The sequence below is a fragment of the Tautonia sociabilis genome (genome assembly GCF_003977685.1).
Taxonomy (GTDB): Bacteria; Planctomycetota; Planctomycetia; order Isosphaerales; family Isosphaeraceae; genus Tautonia; species Tautonia sociabilis.
Window position 1 is genome coordinate 23,412 of record NZ_RYZH01000041.1, and the last position, 20,663, is coordinate 44,074.

Here is a 20,663-nt window from a genome sequence, read left to right on the forward strand (position 1 = left end):
CCGACGGGCCGCAAGCAAGCGATCATCGCGACCGCCCCGCTCTCCCGATCTCGGCCCGAGGAGCCCCGAGCATGGCCACCTCCCCCCGACTCCGGCCGATCGACTACCCGACCTCCGACGGCAAGCCGATGGCCGAGACCGACCGGCACCGCCGGCTCATGATGGATCTCATCGAGACGCTGGAGGAACGGTACGCCGACGACCCGGGGGTCTATGTCTCGGGAGACCTGCTCCTGTTCTACGAGGAGGGGAACAAACGCCGGCACGTCGCGCCGGACGTCTTCGTCACCTTCGGCATCCCGAAGCGAGCCCGGGACCACGACCTGCTCTGGCTGGAGGGGAAGGGGCCCGACGTGGTCATCGAGGTCACCTCCAAGACCACCCGACGCGAGGACCAGACAAAGAAACGGACCCTCTACCAGGACGTGCTCCGCGTCCCCGAGTACTTCCAGATCGACCCGACCGAGGACGACCTGAAGCCCCCCTTCCAGGGCCATCGGCTCGTCGACGGGGCCTATGTCCCGATCGATCCCGTCAACGGCCGCCTGCCCAGCGCCGCGCTCGGGCTGCTGCTGGAACGCGACGGCGCCCACCTCCACCTGATCGACCCCGCCACCGGCCTCCGACTGCTGACCCCCCGAGAGCGGGCCGAGGAGGAGCACCGGCACCGGCTCGAGGCCGATCGCAAGCGAGCCGAGGCGGAGGCGAGGGCCGCCGAGGCCGAGGCGGAGAACGATCGGCTTCGCCGGGAACTGGAGGAACTGAGACGGACGCTGGGCCGGGGCGGAGCCTGATCGGAACGGGCCCAGGGGGCGATCGAGCCCGTCGCCTTCGGTCGTCGCCTTCGGTCAAGGTCGGCCCGCGACGACCGGCTCCCGTCCCGCTCTCCCCCCGATCGCCGCCCTCGCCCTCCTCCGAGTAGCCTCTCCCGATCGAGGGACCGCGATCGCCCCCCGCAAATCGCTCTCCCGGGCCGGGGGATGCGGCCGATGATTCCCGGGGGCACCGGCGGTCGACGGGTTGACTGGACATGCACAATTGGGTGAAATCAATCGATCCCGTCTGCCCCTCTGGAGCCGCGAGCCGATGACGCCCGACCCCTGGAGACGCCCGCGATCGGCCCCCCGGAGGCGGTCCCGGCGGTCGTCTCCGCCCGGGGCGGAGCCGCTGGAGGCCAAGGCGCTGCGGGCGACGATCGCCCCGGCGGACTACGACGGCGACGGCAAGTCGGACTTCGCGATCTTCGAGACGGATCCGGCGACGGGGGCGGGGGTGTTCTCGGTCGACCGGTCGCGCCTCGGCCGGCTGGAGGCGAGCTTCGGCGGGCCGGACGACGGGCCGATCGTGGGGGACTTCGACGGCGACGGCCGCGACGACATCGCCGTCTACGGCTTCAGCCCGCTGGACGGCTTCAGCCGGTTCGGCATCTTGCCCTCGGGGGGGGGATCGGCCTACCTCCGGGGCTTCGGCGGCGTGGACGACCTGCCGGTGGCGGCCGACTTCGACGGCGACGGCACGACCGACCTGGCCGTCTTCGGCTACAGCCCGGACAACGGCGTCTCTCGGTTCGCGGCGATCCTCTCCGGGGGCCCGAACGCCGAGTTCCCCGCCGGCGTGGTGACGCTCCCCTTCGGCGGGCCGGACGACGGGCCGATCGTGGGGGACTTCGACGGCGACGGCCGCACCGACTTCGGCGTCTACGGCCCCAGCGGCGGCGACCCGTTCAGCCGGTTTTTGATCCGGCTCTCCGCCGGCCCGAGCGCCGAGTTCCCGACCGGCACGATCGTCGTCCCCTTCGGCGGCCTGGGGGACGTGCCCGCGGTGGGAGACTTCGACGGCGACGGCCGGGATGACATCGCCGTGGCCGGCTTCAGCACCCAGGAGCAGTTCCGCCGCTTCGCCATCCTCCCCTCGGGGGGAGGGCCGGGCCAGTCGATCCCCTTCGGCGGCTTCGACGACCGGCCGGTGCCGCTGGATTTGGACGGCGACCGCATCACCGACCTGGCCGTCTTCGGCTATAGCCCGGTCGAGGGGCACAGCCGGTTCGCCGTGGTCCTCTCCTCGACCCAGGGGGCGATCGCGTTGCCCCGAGGGGGGCCGGACGCGGTCGGGTTGCCCCGGGCGGCGGTCCCGGCGGCTGCCGAGCCCGACCCGAACCCCGAGCCCGACCCGGATCCGAACCCGGATCCCGACCCCGGCCGGCCTCCGTTCCGGATCGAGTGGGTGAACCGGGGGACGGCCACCGACCACTTCTCGGCGGCCGAGCGGGCGGTGATCGACCAGGCGATCGACCTCTGGGAGGGGTTGATCCTGGACAACAACCGGCCGGACAACACCCTGCGCGTCACCTTCGAGGGGGGCTCCTTCTCGGGCCTGGACATGGGAGACACGCTCGGCCTGTCGACCGTCCGGTTCGACGCCGAGGGGACCATCGAGGCGACCATCCGGCTCGACGCCGACGGCGGCGGCCAGGGCTGGTACATCGACCCCACTCCGGCCGACCACGCGGAGTTCCCGATCGCGGCCGCCTCCACCTTCCTCGTCGGAGGGCCGGAGGGCCGGTACGACTTTCTCTCGACCGTCTCCCACGAGCTGGGACACGCGCTGGGCTTGGGCATCGGGTTCGCCGAGAACGCTTCCGACCGGCTCTCCCCCCTGCCCGGCGGCGGCGGGTACGTCTACACCGGGCCGAGCGGCGTCCAGGCCGTGCTCTCGCCGGGCCTGGACCACCTCGACCCGACCGTCCACGCCTACGACCTGCTCTCCCCCGAGGGGCTGATCGGCACCCGGGCCCTGCCCAGCCCCCTGGACCTGCAACTGCTGGCCGACGTGTACGGCTACCGCGTCTCCCTGCCTCCCACCCCGGCCGACTCGAGCCCCCCCGAGGCCCGCTCCGCGTCCCTTCAGGGGTTCTCGGGCAGCCTGGCCGTGGTGGTCGACTTCAACGAGGGGATCGATCTGGTCGGCGCCAACGACCCCTCCCGGTACACCCTGCTCCGCCCTCGGGGAGATTCCTTCGAGGCGGTCCCCTCGCCGTTCGTCTCGGCCTCGTTCGACGTCGCGACGCTCCGGCTCACCCTTCGGCTCCGGTCCGGCCTCCAGCCCGGCCCCAACTGGCGGGTGGTCCTCCCTGGAGAAGGCTCGACCGCCCTGACCGACCCCGCCGGCAACCCCCTCGACGGCGACCGCGACGGCCTGCCCGGCGGCGACGCCGTGCTGCCGATCCTCGCGTGATCCCGGAGCCCTCGGGGGGCCGCCGGACAGGAGACGGCGGCGATCAGGACGGGACGTCGGGCCGGTAGGAGCGGAGGACCTCCAGGAAGGCCCTCGCCAGGCGGGTCTGGTAGCGATCCGGGTTCCAGCAGGCGGCGATGGTCCGGCGGGGGCGGTCGCCGAGCAGGGGCCGGTAGACCCGGTGCGGGCTGGCGTCGACCCGCCGGGCCATCTCGGGGACGAACGAGATGCCGTGGCCCAGGGCGACAAGCTCCTGCACCGTCGCCAGCTGGCCCGCCCGGCCGGTGGCGACGGGCGGCACGGCGCGCTGCTGGCAGAAGCTGCGGATCTGGTCGGAGAGGCAGTGCCCCTCGCCGAGCAGGACGAACGGCTCTCCCCGGACCGCCTCCAGCGGCACGGCGTCCCGCTCCGCCAGCGGGTGCCCGACGGGCAGGGCGAGCACCAGCTCCTCGTCAAAGAGCGGCTCGACGGCCAGGCCCGGCGGCGCGTCGGCCGGCAGGGCAAGCACGCCGACGTCCAGCTCGCCGCGGCGGCAGCGTCGGAGCAGCGACCCGGTCACCTCCTCGTCCACCCGCACCGAGGCCCCGGGGTATTCCCCTCGGTACGCCCGCAGGACCGGAGGGAGCAGAAACGGAGCGATCGTCGGGATGGCCGCCACCACCACCAGGCCGGCCCGGCCGTCGTCGAGCAGCTCTCGGCGGGCGTCGTCGGCCAGCGCCACGATCCGGGAGGCCCGCTCCCGCAGCAGCCGGCCGGCCTCGGTCAGCCGAACCGCCCGGCCCGAGCGGTCGAACACCGGGCGGCCCAGCTCCGCCTCCAGGCGGGCCACCTGCTGGCTCAGGGCCGGCTGCGAGACGCCAATCTCCTCGGCCGCCTTCGTGAAGCTGCCCAGCTCGGCGATCTTCAGGAACGAGCGGAGTTGCGTGAGGTCCATTCCAATAGCTTATTCGATCGATCGTCGAAATTCATTCGACTTATCACGGCCGTTCTTCTACAAATGGGGGGTGGCGGCCCGTCGAGCGCCGCGGGCCGGTGTTTCGATCCGAGAAGTCCAGGAGCTTGCCGTGCTGACCGTCGGCGATTCGTTCCCGAAGTTCCGCTCGAACGCCTGCGTGGGTGCTTCGAAGGACAGCCTGACGACGATCGACAATGACACCTACCAGGGGCAGTGGGTCGTCTACTTCTTCTACCCGAAGGACTTCACGTTCGTCTGCCCGACGGAAATCGCCGAGTTCAACAAGCGGCTCGGCGACTTCAAGGACCGCGACGCGATGGTCGTCGGCGGCAGCACGGACAACGAGTTCAGCCACCTGGCCTGGTGCCAGTCGCACGAGGACCTGAAGGGGCTGAAGTACCCGCTGATCGCCGCTCAGAAGCTGGCCTCGGACCTGGGCATCCTCCATCCCGAGGAGGGAGTCTGCCTGCGGGCCACCTTCATCGTGGATCCCCAGGGCACGATCCAGTTCGCCACCGCCAACGGCCTGTCCGTCGGCCGCAACGTCGACGAGGTCATCCGGGTCCTCGACGCCTTGCAGTCGGGAGAGCTCTGCCCGTGCAACTGGCACAAGGGCGAGGAGACGATCAAGGTCTGACCGGCCTCCCCGATCCCCGGGCGGGGCGTCGGACGGCCGAGGGCGGGCGACGGGAGGCCGACTGCGCTCCCCCGCTCCCGCCCTGCCCCGCACCGCCCCGCCCCACCCGGCGACCACGGCCGGAACCGGCCGGATGTCCACCCCTCCACCGATCATCGCCAGGGAATCGAACATGTCTGCGCTGGATACGCTGAAAGAGTCGCTGGTCGACGACACGAAGGACCTGCGCCTGAACCTCGGCAACGTGCTGAGCAGCGGGAGCCTGGACGCAAGGCAGCGGTACTCGGTGGCGTTGACCTCGGCCCTGTTCCTGAACGACGAGGAGCTGGCCGGGGCGATCCGAGAGGACGGCAAGGAGCACCTGGACGACTCGGCGGTGGCCGACGCGAAGGCCGCGGCGGCGATCATGGCGATGAACACGGTGTACTACCGGTTCCGCCACATGATCGGCAAGGAGTCGTACGCGCAGCGCCAGGCCGGCCTCCGCATGGGGCGCATGGCCCGGCCGGCGACCGACAAGGCGACCTTTGAGCTGGCCTCGATCGCCTGCGCCGCCCTGGCCGGCTGCGAGATGTGCCTCAAGGCCCACGAGGCCGGGCTCATCAAGGAAGGCGTGTCCGAGGAGCAGGTCCACGACGCCGTCCGCATCGCCGCCGTCGTCCGAGGCTTCCAGACGGCCCTGGTGGCCAGCAAGCTCGAGGGCTGAGGGATCGGAGATCGGAGATCGGGGGTCGAACCGCTCGCCGGGACGCGCAGCCGAGAGGGAGCCCTCCCATTTGATTCTTGACTCCGACCCGGACGACCGATCCCTCGGCCGCCCCGGGGCTCGAAGGATCGGCGGCCGGTGAACCCCGGTATCATCAGCGGGGCTTGAGGGCGAAAACGCGGACGCTGGCCGCGTAGTCGTTCACGTCGTAGCGGCGGAGCAGGTCGGCCAGGCGGTCGTGAAGGGCGGCGTCCTCGTCGTCGGCCGGCGTCGGGGAGCAGCAGCCCGAGTCGACCACCGCCAGGCCGCCCGGCTCGGGGGAAGGAGCGGGGGCAGGATCGGGGGAGCAGCAGGAGCCGGCGTCCCCGGCGATCGGCAGGGACGCGGCCGAGGGGGACGGCGGCGGGCAGCAGGCGGCCTGGTTCTCGACCTTGGCGTAGGCGTTCAGGTCCTTGCCGGAGTCGACCACCTCGACGGACGAGAAGCCGGCATCGAGCAGCATCCGGCGGTAGTCGTCGATGAGCACGGCGCCGGCGATGCAGCCGACGTAGGCCATCAGGTCGGAGCCGAGTTCCTCGGGCAACTCCTTCTTCAAGGCGATGTCGCTGACGGCCAGCCGGCCGCCGGGCTTCAGGACTCGGGCGATCTCGCGGAGGACGGCCGGCTTGTCCGGGGCGAGGTTGATCACGCAGTTGCTGATGACGCAATCCACCGAGGCGTCGGGCAGGGGCAGCTCGTCGATGGTCGCCAGGTGGAACTCGACATTGCTCAGGCCGGCCGCCTCGGCGTTCTTGCGGGCCAGCGCGATCATCTCGGGGGTCATGTCGATGCCGATGGCCTTGCCCGTCGGCCCGACCTTCCGCGCCGACAGCAGCACGTCGAGCCCGCCGCCGGAGCCGAGGTCGACGACCACCTCGCCGGGGCGGAGGTTGGCCGTGGCGGTCGGGTTGCCGCAGGAGAGGCCCATGTTGGCCTCGGCGGGGATCGAGGCCAGCTCCTCGGGCGAGTACCCGAACGCCTCGGCCACGGCGCGGACCCCCTCGTGGGCGCTCGACAGGCCGCTGCCGGCCACCGAGCCGTACTTGTCCCGCACGGCCCGGGTGATGTCCTGAGACATGATCAGCCTCCGGTGGATGGAGTTATCGGGCGTCGATCCGGTTGCGTACGTGCATCATCACGCTGAGCAGGAGGCGGCCGAGGTCATCGCGTCGCTCGGCGTACTTGGCGGCCTCGAACGGGGTGTCGTCGAAGACCTTCGGGTCGAGGTAGGGCATCGGGATCCGGACGGCCGCCCCGGGCACGACCGGGCAGGCCTCATCGGCCTCGCCGCAGACGAGAACCGCGGCGAAGCCCTCCCGCGGGTTGCTCGCGTCGTTGTAGGTCTTGGAGAACTCCAGGGCCCGCATCGCCGGCGCGTCGCCCCATCGGATCGAGTACATCGGATTGGGGATCCCCGAGCCTCCCCGAGGAGCCTCGACGCCGGTGGGCTCGACCTCCAGGCCAATCTCCCGCAGCGCGGCGACCGTCCGATCATTGAAGGCCGACGGTTCGGTTCCCCCGCTGTGGAACCGGACCTCGGGCAGGCCGTAATACGAGGCGGCAACGTTGCCCATCGCCGCCCCCATCATGCTGCGTCGGCTGTTGCCGGTGCAGATGACGATCACGTGGAGCGGCTCGCCGGGAGCGTAATGCCCGGCGATCCAGTCGGCCAGCCAGCCGCCGGCGCGGCGGTGGGGCGGGTCGATCCGGTCGAAGGAGGTGGTCAGCAGGTCCGCGTGGGCGCGGACGGCGGGAATCAGCAGCGCTCGGGACTCGGGAACGTCGGCGGTCACGATGGCCTCCAGCTCTCCGGCGTCGATCCGGCCGTCGGCCCCGGCCAGCCGGTCGAAGGCCGGGCGGTCGATCAGGGGGAGCGGCTCGGCGGCGGTCGGAACACCATCGGGGCCGAGGGCCTTCGCCAGGCGGCCCTTGGCGGAGGCGACGTTCTCCGGGAGGACCGCCTCGGCCGTCCCGTTCCGGCGGACGAGCCCGAGGGCCCGGGCCAGGGGGCCGTCCCCCGGGCCGCCGGAGGCCGCCGGAGCGATCGGGATCCGGATCGGAACGAGCCGCCAGGAGGTCCGGACGGGGGCGATCCGGGGCATCTTCGGCGGGCTCCCGCCTCGGGAGATGGTGCCTGACGCCCGATACATTCGGGCGGGCGAATCCAGAGGCACCATACATTCGGACGATCGAATTTTCAAGCCCCGGCCGAGGGCGGGGCGCCCGGCCGGGGGTCGCAGGAGGAGACCAGGCGGTCGAGCCGTCGGCGGTCTTCCCGGAGGAGCTCGACGGCCGCCAGGCAGCCGCCGACTCCCTCGATCAGCGTCCGGTGCAGGTCCGATCGGGGAGGAGCCAGGCGGTAGTGGACCCAGAGGCCGTCCTTGCGGGCGACGACCAGGCCGAGCTTCCGGAGCGAGGCCAGGTGCCGGGAAACGGTGGGCTGCGGCAGGGCAAGCGCCTCGTGCAGGTGGCAGACGCAGACCTCCCGGCCGCCGGCCAGCAGGTTCAAAAGTCGAAGGCGCACCGGGTCGGCGAACGCCCGGATCAGGGCGGTCGACTCGGCCAGGGAGGTCGGGGGGGCCGTTGCGTCCATCGGGGCCCTTGCTCGGTCGGAAGGCGGGGAGCGGCCGGGGGCCGGCCCCCCGGCCCAACGGATTCGCCCCGTCGAATGCTAGGGAGACGGGACCGGAGCGGTCAAGCGGGCCGCCGGGTTCCCTCGGGCCGATCGGTTCGATGTCCGGGGTCTGCCTGGCGGCCGGTTCGAGGGTGCTTCGGTTGGCGGGCGTCCTGGTCGGCCTCCGGGATCACCCGGAACAGGGCGAAGGAGCGGTCCCAGCGGTGGTCCGGCCCTCGGGAGCGCTCCTCCACCGTGCCGAGGAGTCGCAGGGCGGGGAGGTCGCGCTCCCGGCCGATCACGGCGAACGGCCGGGAGGAGGGCGGGTCCTCGGCGAGGAGGCCGGGGCCGTTGCGCCAGGAGGCGGGCCGGTCGAGGTAGAACAGCCGGACCGCCAGGTCGTGAGGCACCGGGCCGAAGGGGGTGGGGTACGGCAGGCGGTCCCAGGGGTCGGGGCCGTCCCAGTCGTAGAGCAGCACCAGCGGCTCCTCCGGCGGGACGAGCAGGGACGCCTCGGCGTACCACGACCACTCGCGCCCCCGGTCCTCGAACCGGGGGACCACGGCGACGTGCACGATCGCCACCCCCGCTCCGATCGCGCCGAAGAGGCCGATCGCCCCCCGACGCAGCAGCCCCGCCGACCACCCCCGACGGCTCCGCAGCCGGTCCCCCAGGCGGGCCAGCCCGAGCCCCGCCCAGATCGACCACGGCGGCATCGCGTGGATCAGGTAGTGGTCGTTCCGCACCGAGGCGAGGCAGAGCATCGCCGTGGGCACGACCGCCCAGGCCCAGAGCAGTCGGTCGAGCCCTCCCGGCGCTCGGCGGGCTCGGCCGAAGGACTGCCAGGAGCCGACGAGGGCCAAGGGCGTCCAGGGAAGCGCCTGGAGCATCGGGGAGAGCAGGAACGTCCCCAGCGGCTCGCCGGCGAAGGTGGTCGGCTCGGCGGCGAGCCGGTCGGAGACGTGCCCGAGCCAGAGGCCGACCGCCTCCGGGTGCCGGCCGGCGATCGCCAGCGGCCAGGCCAGGGCGACCAGCGCCGCCGCCGCCCACCCCGTCGGCCAGGCCAGGCGTCGGATCGCCTTCGCGTCTCGGTCCCAGAGCAGCACGGCGAGGATCGCCGCCGTCGCCAGCGCCGCGCCGAAGCCAACCCCCTTGGCCAGCGACGTGCCTCCCAGCAGCAGGAAGAAGGCCCACCGCCACCGGGAGATCGCAGGGCCGTCGGGGCCTCGCAGGCGGTCGAAGGCCGCGATCGAAGCGGCGACGAGCAGCGCGAGCACCATGTCGGCATCGGCCAGCCGGCCGCGGAGGATCGACCACGACGCCGTCACCTGGCAGGCCCCCGCGAGCAGCCCGGCCGACGGACCGAAGTGCCGGCCCGCCAGCCCGGCCACGACCATCGCCAGCATCCCCGCCGCCAGCGCCGAGGGGAGCCTCGCCGCCGCCTCGTCGACCCCGCCGAGCGCCCATCCGGCCAGGGCCGCCATCCAGTGCGACAGCGGCGGCTTCTCCAGCCAGGGCCGCCCTCCGATCGTCGGCTCCAGCCAGTCCCCCCCCGGAGCGAGCAGCTCCCGGGCTCCCTGGGCGACGATCGCCTCGTGGTAGCTCAGCCGTCGAGCCCCTCCCAGGCCGGCCCCCAGCACCAGCACGGCCAGCCCCGCGAGCAGCCACCCGCCCGATCGTCCCGGACCGACCGCCGACGACCTCGCCATCCCCCCTCCTCCCCTCCCCTCGACCCGGAGCGGCCCCCGAGGGCCTCCGGCCCGGAGGATAGGGGATCGCTCCCCGATCGGGAAGGCGAGCCTCGCTCGCGAGCTACGCCCGTTACGCGATGGCAACCGCGTACCGAGCGAAGCGTAAAACGAGAATCCCCGGCCGACCCGGCGCGCCGGGCCAGGACCATCGGGATCAGGGCCAGCACCGGGACGATGCCGAACCGCACCCGGGAGACGGGCTCGGCGCCCGAGGCCGCTCCCGTGACGCCGAGCCCGACGGCCCCGATCGCCGCGACGGCCGCGATGCGGATCCAGCACAACGGATCCAGGCTCGTCTTCCTTCGCGGTTGAAGTCCGGAGATCCGATCGGTTCGAGTCCCCGACCACCCCCGGACCCGGGGCTCCTCCCCGATCCCCCGATCGGGCCGGCCCGACCGTCGGAAGGGAAGGCCCGGAATCGGCCAGCCAGGATCACAACTCCGAGACCGGGCCTCTTCTCCCTCCCCCCGGCTCCGGCGCCGCCGTCCCGGCCCCCTTCGTTCCCAAGGGCCCGTCCCTGCGCGCCGTTCGTCACCACCGGGCGGGGGAAAACCCGTCGACGGCGCGTCGCGCCCGCGCCGACGGCGCCCTCCCCATCAACGCCTCCCTCCCCCTCCTCCCGAGCACCAACGCCGCCATCCCGGCTCGTGCCGGCGGGCGCGACAGGTTCTTCCACCGGTTTTCCCCCGGCGCCCGCCGCTCGGCGGTGCGCCGAACCTCATGCGGTTTCTTGTCTTCCATCCAGGAGATCAGGACGATGAACGGATCCAAGGGCGGTGTTCTCAGACGGTTACGATCATCCAGGTTCTCTACGCTCAATGAGACGAACAGCGGCGGAACCGCGATGAGCGTAAAGAGTGTGAGCTTTCGCAGGAATCGCGAATGGATCGCGAATAGCCTGGAGGCACGGTGGGAGCCCTCCCCAGGCACGAGACGACGAGAGGCGTCCGGGGAAGGGATCCGCCGCGGGCGGCGTGTCTGGCGGTTCTCGGCCGGGTCGGGGAGCGTGGGACCTCGTCCCGTCGAGGGCGCCGGCGAGGGTCGTGCGGAAGGGCGCGGCAGGGGGACGGTCGGCCTCCCGGCGGAGGAACGGTTGCCGGGAGGCTCGAGCCGATCCTTGAGGAGGAGGCCGACGGCGGGGCCGGGGCCGGGAGGGGGGCCGTCTGGGGGGGGCCGGGTCAGACGTCGAGGTTCTTGACCTCCAGCGCGTGTTTCTCGATGAACTCGCGGCGGGGCTCGACGTCGTCCCCCATCAGGGTGGTGAACAGGTCGTTGGCGGCGGCGGCGTCGTCCAGGCGGACCTGGAGCAGGGTGCGCCGGGAGGGGTCCATGGTGGTTTCCCAGAGCTGCTCGGCGTCCATCTCGCCGAGGCCCTTGAAGCGGGTGATCTTCAGGCCGCGCTCGCCCAGCTTGCGGACGGTGGGGACCAGCTCCCGGAGGTCGAGCAGCGGGTGCTCGTCGCCGTCGCGGTCGAAGAGGAAGCGGGGGGGGGGTTCGTCGCCGGTGACCTCGACCGGCAGCAGGACGTCGGCCCCCAGGTTGAACTCCGCCTTGAGCCGGCCGAGCCACTTGTTCAGGGTGCGGACCTCGGTCAGCTCGACGACCCGGAAGGCGAGCGCCTCGGCCGAGGGGCCCTCGGCGGGCTCGGGGGGGGCGTCGGCCACGGGCACGTCGCTGTCGTCCACCGGGGCGGCGTCGCCCGATTCGGGGGCGTGCTCTCGGGTGAACCGCTCCAGCTCCTCGGCCGAGTAGAGGTAGACGTCGTCGGCCTCCACCTGGCGGACGAGGAACAGGGGCATCAGCCCCGTCTCGGGGTGCGCCCTTCGGAGGAACTCGCCGACCGGCAGGTTGCGGCGGCCGAAGGCGCGGAGGGCGTTGTCCAGGCCGGCGGCGATCTCGACCAGGGTGCGGAGCCTGTCCCCGTCGATCGGATCCATCGGCGGCTCGGAAGAGGAGGCGACGGCGGCCTGGCGGAGCGTCGCGTCTTTCAGGCCGTTGCCCATGAGGATGGCGTGCATCTCGGCCTCGGTCTGCACGTAGCGCCGCTCGTTGCGGTGGGCGATCAGGTACAAGGGCGGCTGCGCGACGTACAGGTGTCCCTCGGCCACCAGGCGGGGCATCTGGCGGTAGAAGAAGGTCATCAGCAGGGTGCGGATGTGCGAGCCGTCGACGTCGGCGTCGCTCATCATGACGATCTTGCCGTAGCGGCGCTTCTCGGTCGACTCTTCCTCGCCGATGCCGCCGCCGACGGCGGTGATGATGTTGCGCACCTCCTCGTTGCCGAGCACCTTGTCCAGCCGGGCGCGCTCGACGTTGAGGATCTTGCCCCGAAGGGGGAGGATGGCCTGGAACTGGCGGTCGCGGCCCCCCTCGGCGGTGCCGCCGGCGCTGTCGCCCTCGACGAGGAACAGCTCGGAGTGGTCCCGGTCGTGGCTGGTGCAGTCCATCAGCTTGCCGGGCAGGCCGCCGCCGGTGAGCACTCCCTTGCGGTTGCGGACGAGTTCTCGGGCCTTGCGGGTGGCCTCTCGGGCCTCGGCGGCGAGCACGGCCTTGGCGACGAGCTTCTTGGCGGCGCCGGGGTTCTGCTCGAGGAACTCGGCGAGGGTGTCGTTGACGACCTTGGCGACGATGCCCTCGACCTCTCCGTTGCCGAGCTTGGTTTTGGTCTGTCCCTCGAACTGCGGGTCGGGCACGCGGACGCTGACCACCGCGGTGAGCCCTTCACGGAAGTCCTCGCCGGAGATGGCCAGGTCCTTCTTGTTCTTCTGGCTCGCCGGGGCGTTGGCCTTGACGTAGGCGTTCATCGTGCGGGTCAGCGCCGCGCGGAAGCCGGTCAGGTGGGTGCCGCCCTCGATCGTGTGGATGTTGTTGCAGTAGGTGACGACCGTCTCGGAGAAGCCGTCGTTGTACTGGAGGGCGACCTCGACCTCGACGTTGCGCTCCTCGTCCTTGCCCTTGAGCACGGCCGGTTCGTGCAGGGGGTTCTGGGCGCGGTTGAGGTGGGCGACGAACTCGGCCAGGCCGCCCTCGCTGTGGAACTCGTCGTGCTTGGGCTCGTCGCCGCGCTGGTCGGTCAGGCGGATGCGGACGCCGGGGTTGAGGAAGGCCAGCTCGCGGAAGCGCTTCTCCAGGGTGCCGTAGTCGAAGGTGATGTCGGGGAAGATGTCGTTATCGGGCAGGAACTGGATGCGGGTGCCGGTGCGCTTGGTGGCGCCGGTGGGGCGAATCGGCCCCTCGGGCTCTCCCCGGGAGTATTCCTGGCGCCAGACCTTGCCGTCGCGATGGACCTCGGCCTCCAGGCGCTCGCTCAGCGCGTTGACCACGGTGACGCCCACGCCGTGCAACCCGCCGGAGACCTTGTAGGTCTGATGGTCGAACTTGCCGCCGGCGTGGGGCTTGGTCAACACGATTTGCAGGGTGGAGACGCCCGGGAAGTTCGGGTGCTCCTTCACCGGGATGCCCCGGCCGTCGTCGGCGATGGCGACCGAGCCGTCGGCGAGGATCGTCACGTCGATGACGCGGCAGAAGCCGGCCATCGCCTCGTCGATCGAGTTGTCCACGACCTCGTAGATCAGGTGGTGCAAGCCCCTCGCCGTGGTGTCGCCGATGTACATGCCGGGACGCTTGCGGATGGCCTCGATGCCCTCCAGCACCCGGATATTGCTCTCGGTGTAGTCCAGCGCCGCGGCGCCATCGCCGCCGGCGGTCGGGGCCTCGGTCGTCTCGATCGAACCGTCGGGGTTGAGGGCCATCGCCAATCCTCGAAGAGCGGAATGCCAGGCAGGGGCGGGCGGGGGGGGCCAGCCGTTCCCGGCCGGGCCGGGGGCCGGGCCGGGTCCGATCGATCGATCGATCGATCCGTCACGCCTCGATCGGTCCGACCCGGAAGCGGATATCCCGCACCGGGGAGCCGGGGGCCCCCCGGCGCAGGGCGGCCAGGATGGTCGGCTTGCGGAACGCGGCCAGTTCCTCCAGCAGCGTCGGGTGGGCCACCGTGACGCTCAGGACGCCGTGGCGGACTCCCCCCAGCCTCGTCCTCTCGGCGACCTCCGGCCCGACGGCCGCTTCCCAGGCCGCCTCCAGCTCCCCCTGGGCCCGCGTCCGGGCGTACCCCCGGCTCGCGAAGAGCGCGCCGAGCGCCTCGGACAGCGGCACCGGCCCGCCGCCTCGATCAGGGTCGCCTCGATGTGAACGCTTCTTCATTATAGCGATCCAACCCACGGTTTGGCAAGCGGATCGGGCGGGATCCGCGGCCTCGGCCTCGCCGTCAGGGACCGTCCTCCTCGCGGCCCGTTTTCCCCCTGGCCGACTCCGGCGGCGCGGGGCCCGAGAGGAGCAGGGGCCTCAGCGGTCCCGGTTCAGCGGCATGACGACGTAGGTGTACTGATCCTCGGTCTTGAACACGGCGGCGCTTTTGTGGTCGATCAGCTCGGCGGCGATCGGCTGCGAGGGGTCGAGCGCCTTGAGGGCCTCGAGCAGGTAGGAGGCGTCGAAGGTGATGGCCACGTCCTTGCCGTCGTAGGAGATCGGCAGCTCGATGTGCGACTCCCCCACGTCGGCCGTCTGGCTGGCCAGCCGGAGCAGGCCCTCGCCGAACTGGAAGTCGACGCCCCGGCTGTCCTTGCTGGTGACGATCGCCGCCTGCTCGACGGCTTGCAGCAGCGGCTCGACCTCGGCGAAGGGGATCCTCGCCTCGAAGCTGCTGGGCATGACCGCCTTGTAGTTCGGGAACCGGCCCTCGACGAGCCGGCTGTAGATCACCGCCCGGCCGGTCTTGACCAGCACCGCGGTGCCGTCCTGCACGGCCACCCGGGCCGGCTCCTCGTCGTCCAGGTTCCGCTCGATGAGCCGAAGCGCCTTGACCGGCACCACCGGCGCCTGGCTCGGCGGCTCGACCGCCCCCTCGGGCTCGCAGCCGATGATCTGCCGGGCCATCCGGCGGCCGTCGGTGCCGACCAGCGTGATCGACTCGGGCCCCGGCTCCATCAGGACGCCGGCCAGGGCGTACCGGGTGCTGTCCGGGTCGGTGGCGAAGCTGGTCCGGCGGATGGCTCTCCGCAACTCCTCGGCAGCGACGCGGTAGCCGGTCTCGGCGTTGAAGTCGGGGGGATCGGGGAACAGCTCCGGATCCTCGGCCGGCAGCTTGAACTCCGAGCGGTGGCCCCGGACGACCAGCGTCTCGCCGTCGACCTCCAGCGCCAGCTCGTCGTCTCCGGTGCTGGTGCGGAGGATCTGCCCCATCCGCTGCAACGGCAGGATCACCGAGCCCGGCTGGTCCACCTTCACGCCGAGCACCCGGAAGCGGATGCCAACCTCCAGGTCGGTCGCCATCAGGGTCGACCCCTGCCCTGGCGCCGCCACCAGCTTCAGGTGCTGCAGGATCGGCTTCGGGCTCCTCGCCGGCACCACCCCGCCGACCGCCCCGAACGCGGCGAGCAGTTGCTCGCGGTCGCATAGCAGTTTCATGGAATGCCCCGCCTTGGACCTGATGGATCCCGGGCCGCCTCCGAGCGGCCCCGCGACGCCGCCTCCGGATCGTCGGGCGATCCGCAACAAGGCGATGATACCAAACACGTTAATCGGCCTCAAGGTCGGCCTCGGGCCTCGATCCGCCCCGGAGCGGATCGGTTTCTCGCGATGGGAGCGCCGTCCGACCGGGATCGAGGGCCTCGGGCGGCGAGGTTGTCGGGGGTTCCGAGCGGACCGATGCCCGTGGGGGCGTTGCTCTTGGGCAACTTGGTGGAGAATCGCGTCGATGGGTGCTTGCCAGCGTCTCGGGGAGGAGCTATCTCTTGAAGCCGACCATGGACGCCCGCCTGATCGGGCGATCGTGACGCGAACCGGCCGGCGCCGGGCCCTCGGGCCGACCTGGAGACGGTCGGCGGGCGAGGCCTGGGAGGGGGGCTTCGGGAACTTCGGCCGGCGAGGCCAGCCCGGGGCTCCGGCCTGCGGCCCCGGGCCGTAAGGGATAGAGATCGGTCTCGAGGTCGTCATCCATGCGAAGCATTCACGTCCTGCGCCTGGCGAGCGTTGCCCTGGCGGTTTCGGTCGCCATCGCCTCCCCGGCCCCGGCCGCCTCGTTCACGGGGCTGGGGTCCTTCTTTGGTCCCAATATAAACGGTTTCCTCAGTGGGGCGAACGCGGTGTCGGCCGACGGCTCGACTGTCGTGGGCAACAGCCATGTTTATGGCACGCCAGTGCCGTTCCGATGGACGGCCGCTGAGGGGATGACCGCCGTGGGCGGTTCCTACTCGTCGTACAGCGAGGCATATGGTGTGTCGGCCGACGGCTCGGTCGTCGTGGGATACCAGGAGGGGGCGCCGGACCAGGCGGTGCTCTGGTCGGCCGACGGGCGGAAGATCTGGTTGGGGCGTCTTCCTGGTAGCAGGGGAGAGGGCCCCATGGTGAGCATGGCGCGCGGTGTGTCGGCCGACGGTTCGATCGTGGTCGGGTGGAGCCGAGCGTCGGATGGATCGTGGGGAAACGAAGCGTTCCGCTGGACGGAGGCCGGCGGGATGGTCGGCCTGGGGGCCCTCGACGGCAGCTTCGGCAGCGACGCGTACGCCATCTCGGCCGACGGTTCGACCATCGTGGGGCAGAGCGGAGCCCAGGCGTTCCGCTGGACGGAGGCCGGGGGGATGGTCGGCCTGGGAGACCTCGACGGCGGCTCCTTCATTAGCCGAGCATATGCGGTGTCGTCTGATGGGCGGGTGATTGTGGGGGTCGGCCGGTCCGGCTCCGGGGATGAGGCGTTCCGCTGGACCGAGTCCGGGGGGATGGTCGCCCTGGGGGATCTCGACGGCGGGAGCGTGGCCAGCCGGGCGAACGCCGTGTCGGCCGACGGCTCGATTGTGGTCGGGTATGGCACCACCTCCCTGGGACAAGAGGCGTTCTACTGGGACCCGGTGCTGGGGATGCGCAGCCTCCGCCAGGTCCTGATCGACGAGTTTGGCCTAGGGGCGGCGTTGAGCGGCTGGCAGCTCGTGACGGCGACAGGAATCTCCGCCAACGGGGAGGTGATCGTGGGGAGCGGCTACAACCCTGACGGATACCTCGAGGCCTGGATCGCCCGCCTCGGCATCGCCGGCGGTGCCGTGCCCGAGCCGTCGAGCCTGGCGCTGGCGGGCCTCGGCGTGCTGGGAATGCTTGGGGCGGCCTCTTGGCGTCGTCGATCGCGAGCGGTTTGAGGTGTTGGGAGGGGAATCGAGCCGATCGGAAGGGCCGGGGAAGGGCTGGAGCCCGATCCGGTCCTTCCCCTCGGCTCGAGGTGGGCTCTGCGGAGCTCAGTAGGTCCGGCCCAGGTGCTCGACGATCGCCCGCTTGACCTCCAGCGGGTCGAGCTCGCCGACCTGGCGGTTGATCACCTTGCCGCCGGGGGCGATGAGCAGGGTGTAGGGAACGGGGCCGGGCCAGGAGGGGTCGAGGGCCTCGGCGAAGGCGTCGCGGTCGTCGGCGTCGAGGATGTAGTTGGTGGAGGAGACGTGGTGCTTGCGCAGGACGTCGAGCGCCTTGTCGCGGTGCTCCGGATCGTCCAGGCTGATGGTGATCATCCGGAAGTCGCGCTGGCGGTACATCCGGTTGATGGTGACCAGCTCGGGAAGCTCGGCCACGCAGGGGCCGCACCAGGTGGCCCAGAGATTGACCAGGAGCAGGTCGTCGGTGTCGTTGCTGGCCAGCTCGGCGACGGCCTCCAGGCCGATCGGCTCGATCGCGACGGGCTCGGCGTCCCATCGGGCGAGGGATTCCCGGGCGCTGGCTCGCTTATCGGCCCATTTGGTTGAGCAGCCGAAGACGCGAGTGGTCGGATGCGGGACCGGCCGGCCGGCGAGCAGGGCCTCGACGGCGTCGATCGCGTCGTGCGAGGAGACCTCCTTCACTTCCGAGTCGTCGAAGCGGCCCTGATAGCGCAGGGCGCGGTCGCGGTCGAAGATGAACACGTGCGGCGTCGCCAGCACGCCGAAGGCCCGGGACGTCTCCTGCGTTTCGCCGTCGTAGAGATAGGGGTAGTTGAAGCCGTGATCCTGGGCACGGATCTTCATCTCCTCGAACGAGTCGCCGAGGTCGGTGTAGCCGAGCTCATCGAGCCGCACCGCCAGCGGGTCGTTCGGCGAGATGGCGACCAGCGCGACCCCCTTGTCCTCGTAATCGTCGAGCAGGCGGGCGATCCGGCCCTCGTAGGCCTGGGCGGTCGGGCAGTGGTTGCAGGTGAAGACGACGACGAGCACCTCGGCGTCGGCGAAGTCGCCCGGGGTGTAGGTCTTGCCGTCCACGCCGGGCAGGCGGAAGTCGGGCAGAGGGGCCCCGATCGGCAAGGGGGTCACGTCCTCGGCCCGGGAGGTCGACGCTGAGGTCGCGGCCAGGGCCGTCGCGGCGGCGAGGGCGAGGGCGAGGGCGAGAGGGATGGGAGGCGGTCGGAGGGTCATCGTCGGTGTCTCCCCGGGCGGTTGGGTCGGGTCGGGTCAATTCGGGATGGGATGAAATGGGCCCGGCCGTAGTGTGGCACGGCCGGGTCCGTCTGCCAAGGGCCGCGCCGCCTCCAGTCCCGAGTACGACGGATGACTCCCCGGATTCGGGACCCGAAATGGAAAGCGACGCTATATGTGCTTGATCTGGTACGACCGGACTTGTATATTGGCCCCGCGCGTGGGTTATCAAAGGTCACGCGGTTGCATAACCCTCAACGCTGGCTGAGATTGAGATCACTCGATCTCAACTTCTCCTGACAGCGATTCTCCGCGAGCGATCGGTTCAGCCGACCGGCCCATCTGGGCCGGACAACGGGTCGGGATCGCCAGATTTCGTTCAGGTCGTCGATCGATTCGCCCTTGCCCCGGGTGCGTCGTGGGGAGGGGGTTGATGCGCCCGGCCGATGGGCCGGGCGACGGGCAGGGATCGGCCGTCACCTCGCACCGGGCACCGGATCCCAACCCGGAATTCCGAGGCGATTTTCCCAGAGGACATCATCCATGCCACAGGCATCGAGCAACGGTCCCCGGAGCGTGATGCTCCGCACATCGGCGGCGCTGGCCCTGGCGATCGTGCCGCTCTCGGGCTGCGGGGGAAGTCCGAAGGAGGGGACGATCATGGAGGACCAGGCCCCGGAGATCACCGAGGCCAACAACGCCATGGAGGAGTTCGCCAAGAGTCAGGGCAAGGCGCCGTAGGCGCCGTGATCGTCGGGGTTCTGGCCGCTCGGCGCGGCCTGGGGTCCTTCTCCTGTCGCCCCGGATGCTCGCAAGCGCCCTCGAGGACGGGATCCGGCCGTGGTCGCCGGCTCCCCAGCGATTCCCCGGAGGTCATCACATGCAGTGTTCACGGATTGTGTTCGGCCGTCGTCTCGGATTCACCCTGATCGAGTTGCTGGTGGTCATCGCCATCATCGGCGTCCTCATCGCCCTCCTGCTGCCGGCCGTGCAAGCGGCTCGAGAGGCCGCGCGACGCTCGCAGTGCACCAACAATCTGAAGCAGATCGGCCTGGGCCTGCACAACTACCACAGCGCCAACGGCAGCTTCCCGATGGGCAGCTCCCGCAACGTGGTCCACCCCGACGGCAACGGCTGGCGAACCGAGGGCTGGAGCAGCTGGAGCGTGCACGCGATGCTGCTGCCCTACCTGGAGCAGGCCCCGCTGCACGCGGCCGCCAACTTCAACTGGGCGCCGGAGTGGGCCAACAACCCTTGTTACTTCATCAACTCGACGGTCTCCAACAGCATCGTCAGCACGTTCCTCTGCCCGTCGGACCCCAACTCCCCCCGCCCGGGCCCGTGGCTGAACAACTATGTGGCCAGCCAGGGAACGTCGACCTTCGAGGTCCCGTACTGGTACGGGGAGGGCACCGAGGTCAGCGGCCTGTTCGCCCACTACACGAGGGCCTACGGCATGGACTCGATGCTCGACGGCTCGTCGAACACGATCGCCTTCTCGGAGATCCTCGTCAACCCGCCCCAGGCGCGCGGCCGGGGCAGGTCGACCGGGAATGTCAGCGGCACAACGGCGCACAATCGCTTCGACATCCAGGAGCTGGCCGACCCCCTCACCGCCTACCGCAACGACACGAACATCTGCACGACCGAGTACCAGAACCAACCGCCAGGCAACGGCCCCGGGTCCCGCTGGTCGACCGGGGCGATGGGCTACACCATCTTCAACACGATCGTGCCACCCAACGGGGGCGGCCAGATCAAGTGGAGCGCCTGCCGAGTCGGCTGCTGCCGCCAGGCCCAGCACGCGAACTACGTCAACGCCATGAGCAACCACTCGGGAGGGTGCAACGTCCTGATGGGCGATGGCAGCGTCCGGTTCGTCAAGGACTCGGTCAACCTGGCCGTCTGGTGGGGCCTGGGCACCAAGGCCGGCGGCGAGGTCATCTCGTCCGACCAGTACTGACCGGATCCCAGTCCGACCGGCCGATCCGCCCGACTCGCCGCTCCCCTCCCGGGCGTCCGGCAGGCAGGGCCGGATTGGCTCGATCGGACCGGATCCGATCCGATTCGATTCGATTCGATTCGACGGGGGGGCCGGTCGCGGTTGAGCACCGGCGCCTCCGGTTGTTTCCCCCGATCATTCGATCCGCTTCCTCGACGCGAAGACGTCCGCCCCCGAGACCCCACATCGGCCCCCGTCCGGATCGGATCGCGCCGGGCTGCTCGGGAGGGCCAGGGGCCGGGCGGGGCGGGCCGAAGGAGGGAGGCCGCCCTTGAATCCCGATCCTGACGCCCCGACACCGA

At 71.1% G+C, this 20,663-nt stretch carries 16 protein-coding genes; 7 read left to right on the plus strand and 9 right to left on the minus strand.

Annotated elements, in window-relative coordinates; genetic code table 11:
• The first annotated feature begins 71 nt into the window (after positions 1–71).
• Positions 72–794, plus strand: a complete 723-nt coding sequence (locus TsocGM_RS18840) for a Uma2 family endonuclease (protein WP_126727014.1) — start codon at positions 72–74, stop codon at positions 792–794.
• A 292-nt stretch (positions 795–1,086) separates the two neighbouring features.
• Positions 1,087–3,234 (plus strand): FG-GAP repeat protein, encoded by a 2,148-nt coding sequence (locus TsocGM_RS18845; RefSeq protein WP_126727015.1) that lies wholly within the window; start codon positions 1,087–1,089, stop codon positions 3,232–3,234.
• A gap of 43 nt (positions 3,235–3,277) precedes the next feature.
• Here TsocGM_RS18845 and TsocGM_RS18850 read toward each other — a convergent pair whose 3' ends face one another.
• Positions 3,278–4,168 (minus strand): LysR family transcriptional regulator, encoded by an 891-nt coding sequence (locus TsocGM_RS18850; RefSeq protein WP_126727016.1) that lies wholly within the window; start codon positions 4,166–4,168, stop codon positions 3,278–3,280.
• 130 nt (positions 4,169–4,298) lie between these two features.
• Here TsocGM_RS18850 and TsocGM_RS18855 point away from each other — a divergent pair, with 130 nt between their 5' ends.
• Positions 4,299–4,826, plus strand: a complete 528-nt coding sequence (locus tag TsocGM_RS18855; protein WP_126727017.1) for a peroxiredoxin — start codon at positions 4,299–4,301, stop codon at positions 4,824–4,826.
• 133 nt (positions 4,827–4,959) lie between these two features.
• Positions 4,960–5,532 carry a carboxymuconolactone decarboxylase family protein gene (locus TsocGM_RS18860; RefSeq protein ID WP_199756833.1) on the plus strand — a complete coding sequence of 191 codons (573 nt, stop codon included), beginning with the start codon at positions 4,960–4,962 and terminating at the stop codon, positions 5,530–5,532.
• A gap of 154 nt (positions 5,533–5,686) precedes the next feature.
• Here the strand turns inward: TsocGM_RS18860 and arsM are convergent, their stop codons facing one another.
• The 7 genes from arsM to dnaN form a co-directional block, all read right to left on the minus strand.
• Positions 5,687–6,649: an arsenite methyltransferase gene (gene arsM, locus TsocGM_RS18865; protein WP_126727018.1), complete on the minus strand. Its 963-nt coding sequence runs from the start codon at positions 6,647–6,649 to the stop codon at positions 5,687–5,689.
• Positions 6,650–6,671: 22 nt separating this feature from the next.
• A complete protein-coding gene (locus tag TsocGM_RS18870) occupies positions 6,672–7,673 on the minus strand; it encodes a low molecular weight phosphatase family protein (RefSeq protein ID WP_126727019.1) in 1,002 nt (333 codons plus the stop codon).
• 95 nt (positions 7,674–7,768) lie between these two features.
• Complete coding sequence (locus tag TsocGM_RS18875; RefSeq protein ID WP_126727020.1) at positions 7,769–8,164, minus strand: ArsR/SmtB family transcription factor; 396 nt, start codon at positions 8,162–8,164, stop codon at positions 7,769–7,771.
• A 101-nt stretch (positions 8,165–8,265) separates the two neighbouring features.
• Complete coding sequence (locus TsocGM_RS18880) at positions 8,266–9,894, minus strand: ArnT family glycosyltransferase (RefSeq protein WP_126727021.1); 1,629 nt, start codon at positions 9,892–9,894, stop codon at positions 8,266–8,268.
• Between the two features lie 1,220 nt (positions 9,895–11,114).
• On the minus strand, positions 11,115–13,688 hold the full coding sequence (gene gyrB / locus TsocGM_RS18890; RefSeq protein WP_126727022.1) for a DNA topoisomerase (ATP-hydrolyzing) subunit B: 2,574 nt from the start codon (positions 13,686–13,688) through the stop codon (positions 11,115–11,117).
• A gap of 109 nt (positions 13,689–13,797) precedes the next feature.
• Positions 13,798–14,139, minus strand: coding sequence for a DUF721 domain-containing protein (locus tag TsocGM_RS18895; RefSeq protein WP_126727023.1), 342 nt, complete (start codon positions 14,137–14,139; stop codon positions 13,798–13,800).
• A gap of 141 nt (positions 14,140–14,280) precedes the next feature.
• Positions 14,281–15,402 carry a DNA polymerase III subunit beta gene (dnaN, locus tag TsocGM_RS18900; protein WP_126727024.1) on the minus strand — a complete coding sequence of 374 codons (1,122 nt, stop codon included), beginning with the start codon at positions 15,400–15,402 and terminating at the stop codon, positions 14,281–14,283.
• 530 nt (positions 15,403–15,932) lie between these two features.
• On the opposite strand from dnaN, the gene TsocGM_RS18905 reads away from it, so the two are divergent.
• The gene (locus TsocGM_RS18905) at positions 15,933–17,123 is read left to right on the plus strand and encodes an HAF repeat-containing PEP-CTERM protein (RefSeq protein ID WP_126727025.1); all 1,191 of its coding nucleotides are present in this window, start codon (positions 15,933–15,935) and stop codon (positions 17,121–17,123) included.
• 96 nt (positions 17,124–17,219) lie between these two features.
• Here TsocGM_RS18905 and TsocGM_RS18910 read toward each other — a convergent pair whose 3' ends face one another.
• A complete protein-coding gene (locus tag TsocGM_RS18910; RefSeq protein WP_126727026.1) occupies positions 17,220–18,359 on the minus strand; it encodes a redoxin family protein in 1,140 nt (379 codons plus the stop codon).
• Between the two features lie 579 nt (positions 18,360–18,938).
• Between TsocGM_RS18910 and TsocGM_RS26155 the strand changes: the two genes are divergently transcribed.
• Positions 18,939–19,100: a hypothetical protein gene (locus TsocGM_RS26155; protein WP_233579024.1), complete on the plus strand. Its 162-nt coding sequence runs from the start codon at positions 18,939–18,941 to the stop codon at positions 19,098–19,100.
• A gap of 139 nt (positions 19,101–19,239) precedes the next feature.
• On the plus strand, positions 19,240–20,322 hold the full coding sequence (locus tag TsocGM_RS18915; RefSeq protein WP_126727027.1) for a DUF1559 domain-containing protein: 1,083 nt from the start codon (positions 19,240–19,242) through the stop codon (positions 20,320–20,322).
• Positions 20,323–20,663 lie beyond the last annotated feature (341 nt).

What these genes read in the sequence shown, in the direction of transcription:
- TsocGM_RS18845 (WP_126727015.1), top strand. Translation starts at nt 1,087, where the DNA reads ATGACGCCCGACCCCTGGAGACGCCCGCGATCGGCCCCCCGGAGGCGG.
- TsocGM_RS26155 (WP_233579024.1), top strand. Translation starts at nt 18,939, where the DNA reads ATGCTCCGCACATCGGCGGCGCTGGCCCTGGCGATCGTGCCGCTCTCG.
- TsocGM_RS18840 (WP_126727014.1), top strand. Translation starts at nt 72, where the DNA reads ATGGCCACCTCCCCCCGACTCCGGCCGATCGACTACCCGACCTCCGAC.
- TsocGM_RS18905 (WP_126727025.1), top strand. Translation starts at nt 15,933, where the DNA reads ATGCGAAGCATTCACGTCCTGCGCCTGGCGAGCGTTGCCCTGGCGGTT.
- gyrB (WP_126727022.1), bottom strand. Translation starts at nt 13,688, where the DNA reads ATGGCCCTCAACCCCGACGGTTCGATCGAGACGACCGAGGCCCCGACC.
- TsocGM_RS18880 (WP_126727021.1), bottom strand. Translation starts at nt 9,894, where the DNA reads ATGGCGAGGTCGTCGGCGGTCGGTCCGGGACGATCGGGCGGGTGGCTG.
- TsocGM_RS18875 (WP_126727020.1), bottom strand. Translation starts at nt 8,164, where the DNA reads ATGGACGCAACGGCCCCCCCGACCTCCCTGGCCGAGTCGACCGCCCTG.
- TsocGM_RS18910 (WP_126727026.1), bottom strand. Translation starts at nt 18,359, where the DNA reads ATGACCCTCCGACCGCCTCCCATCCCTCTCGCCCTCGCCCTCGCCCTC.
- TsocGM_RS18860 (WP_199756833.1), top strand. Translation starts at nt 4,960, where the DNA reads ATGTCCACCCCTCCACCGATCATCGCCAGGGAATCGAACATGTCTGCG.
- TsocGM_RS18850 (WP_126727016.1), bottom strand. Translation starts at nt 4,168, where the DNA reads ATGGACCTCACGCAACTCCGCTCGTTCCTGAAGATCGCCGAGCTGGGC.
- TsocGM_RS18870 (WP_126727019.1), bottom strand. Translation starts at nt 7,673, where the DNA reads ATGCCCCGGATCGCCCCCGTCCGGACCTCCTGGCGGCTCGTTCCGATC.
- TsocGM_RS18915 (WP_126727027.1), top strand. Translation starts at nt 19,240, where the DNA reads ATGCAGTGTTCACGGATTGTGTTCGGCCGTCGTCTCGGATTCACCCTG.
- dnaN (WP_126727024.1), bottom strand. Translation starts at nt 15,402, where the DNA reads ATGAAACTGCTATGCGACCGCGAGCAACTGCTCGCCGCGTTCGGGGCG.
- TsocGM_RS18895 (WP_126727023.1), bottom strand. Translation starts at nt 14,139, where the DNA reads ATGAAGAAGCGTTCACATCGAGGCGACCCTGATCGAGGCGGCGGGCCG.
- arsM (WP_126727018.1), bottom strand. Translation starts at nt 6,649, where the DNA reads ATGTCTCAGGACATCACCCGGGCCGTGCGGGACAAGTACGGCTCGGTG.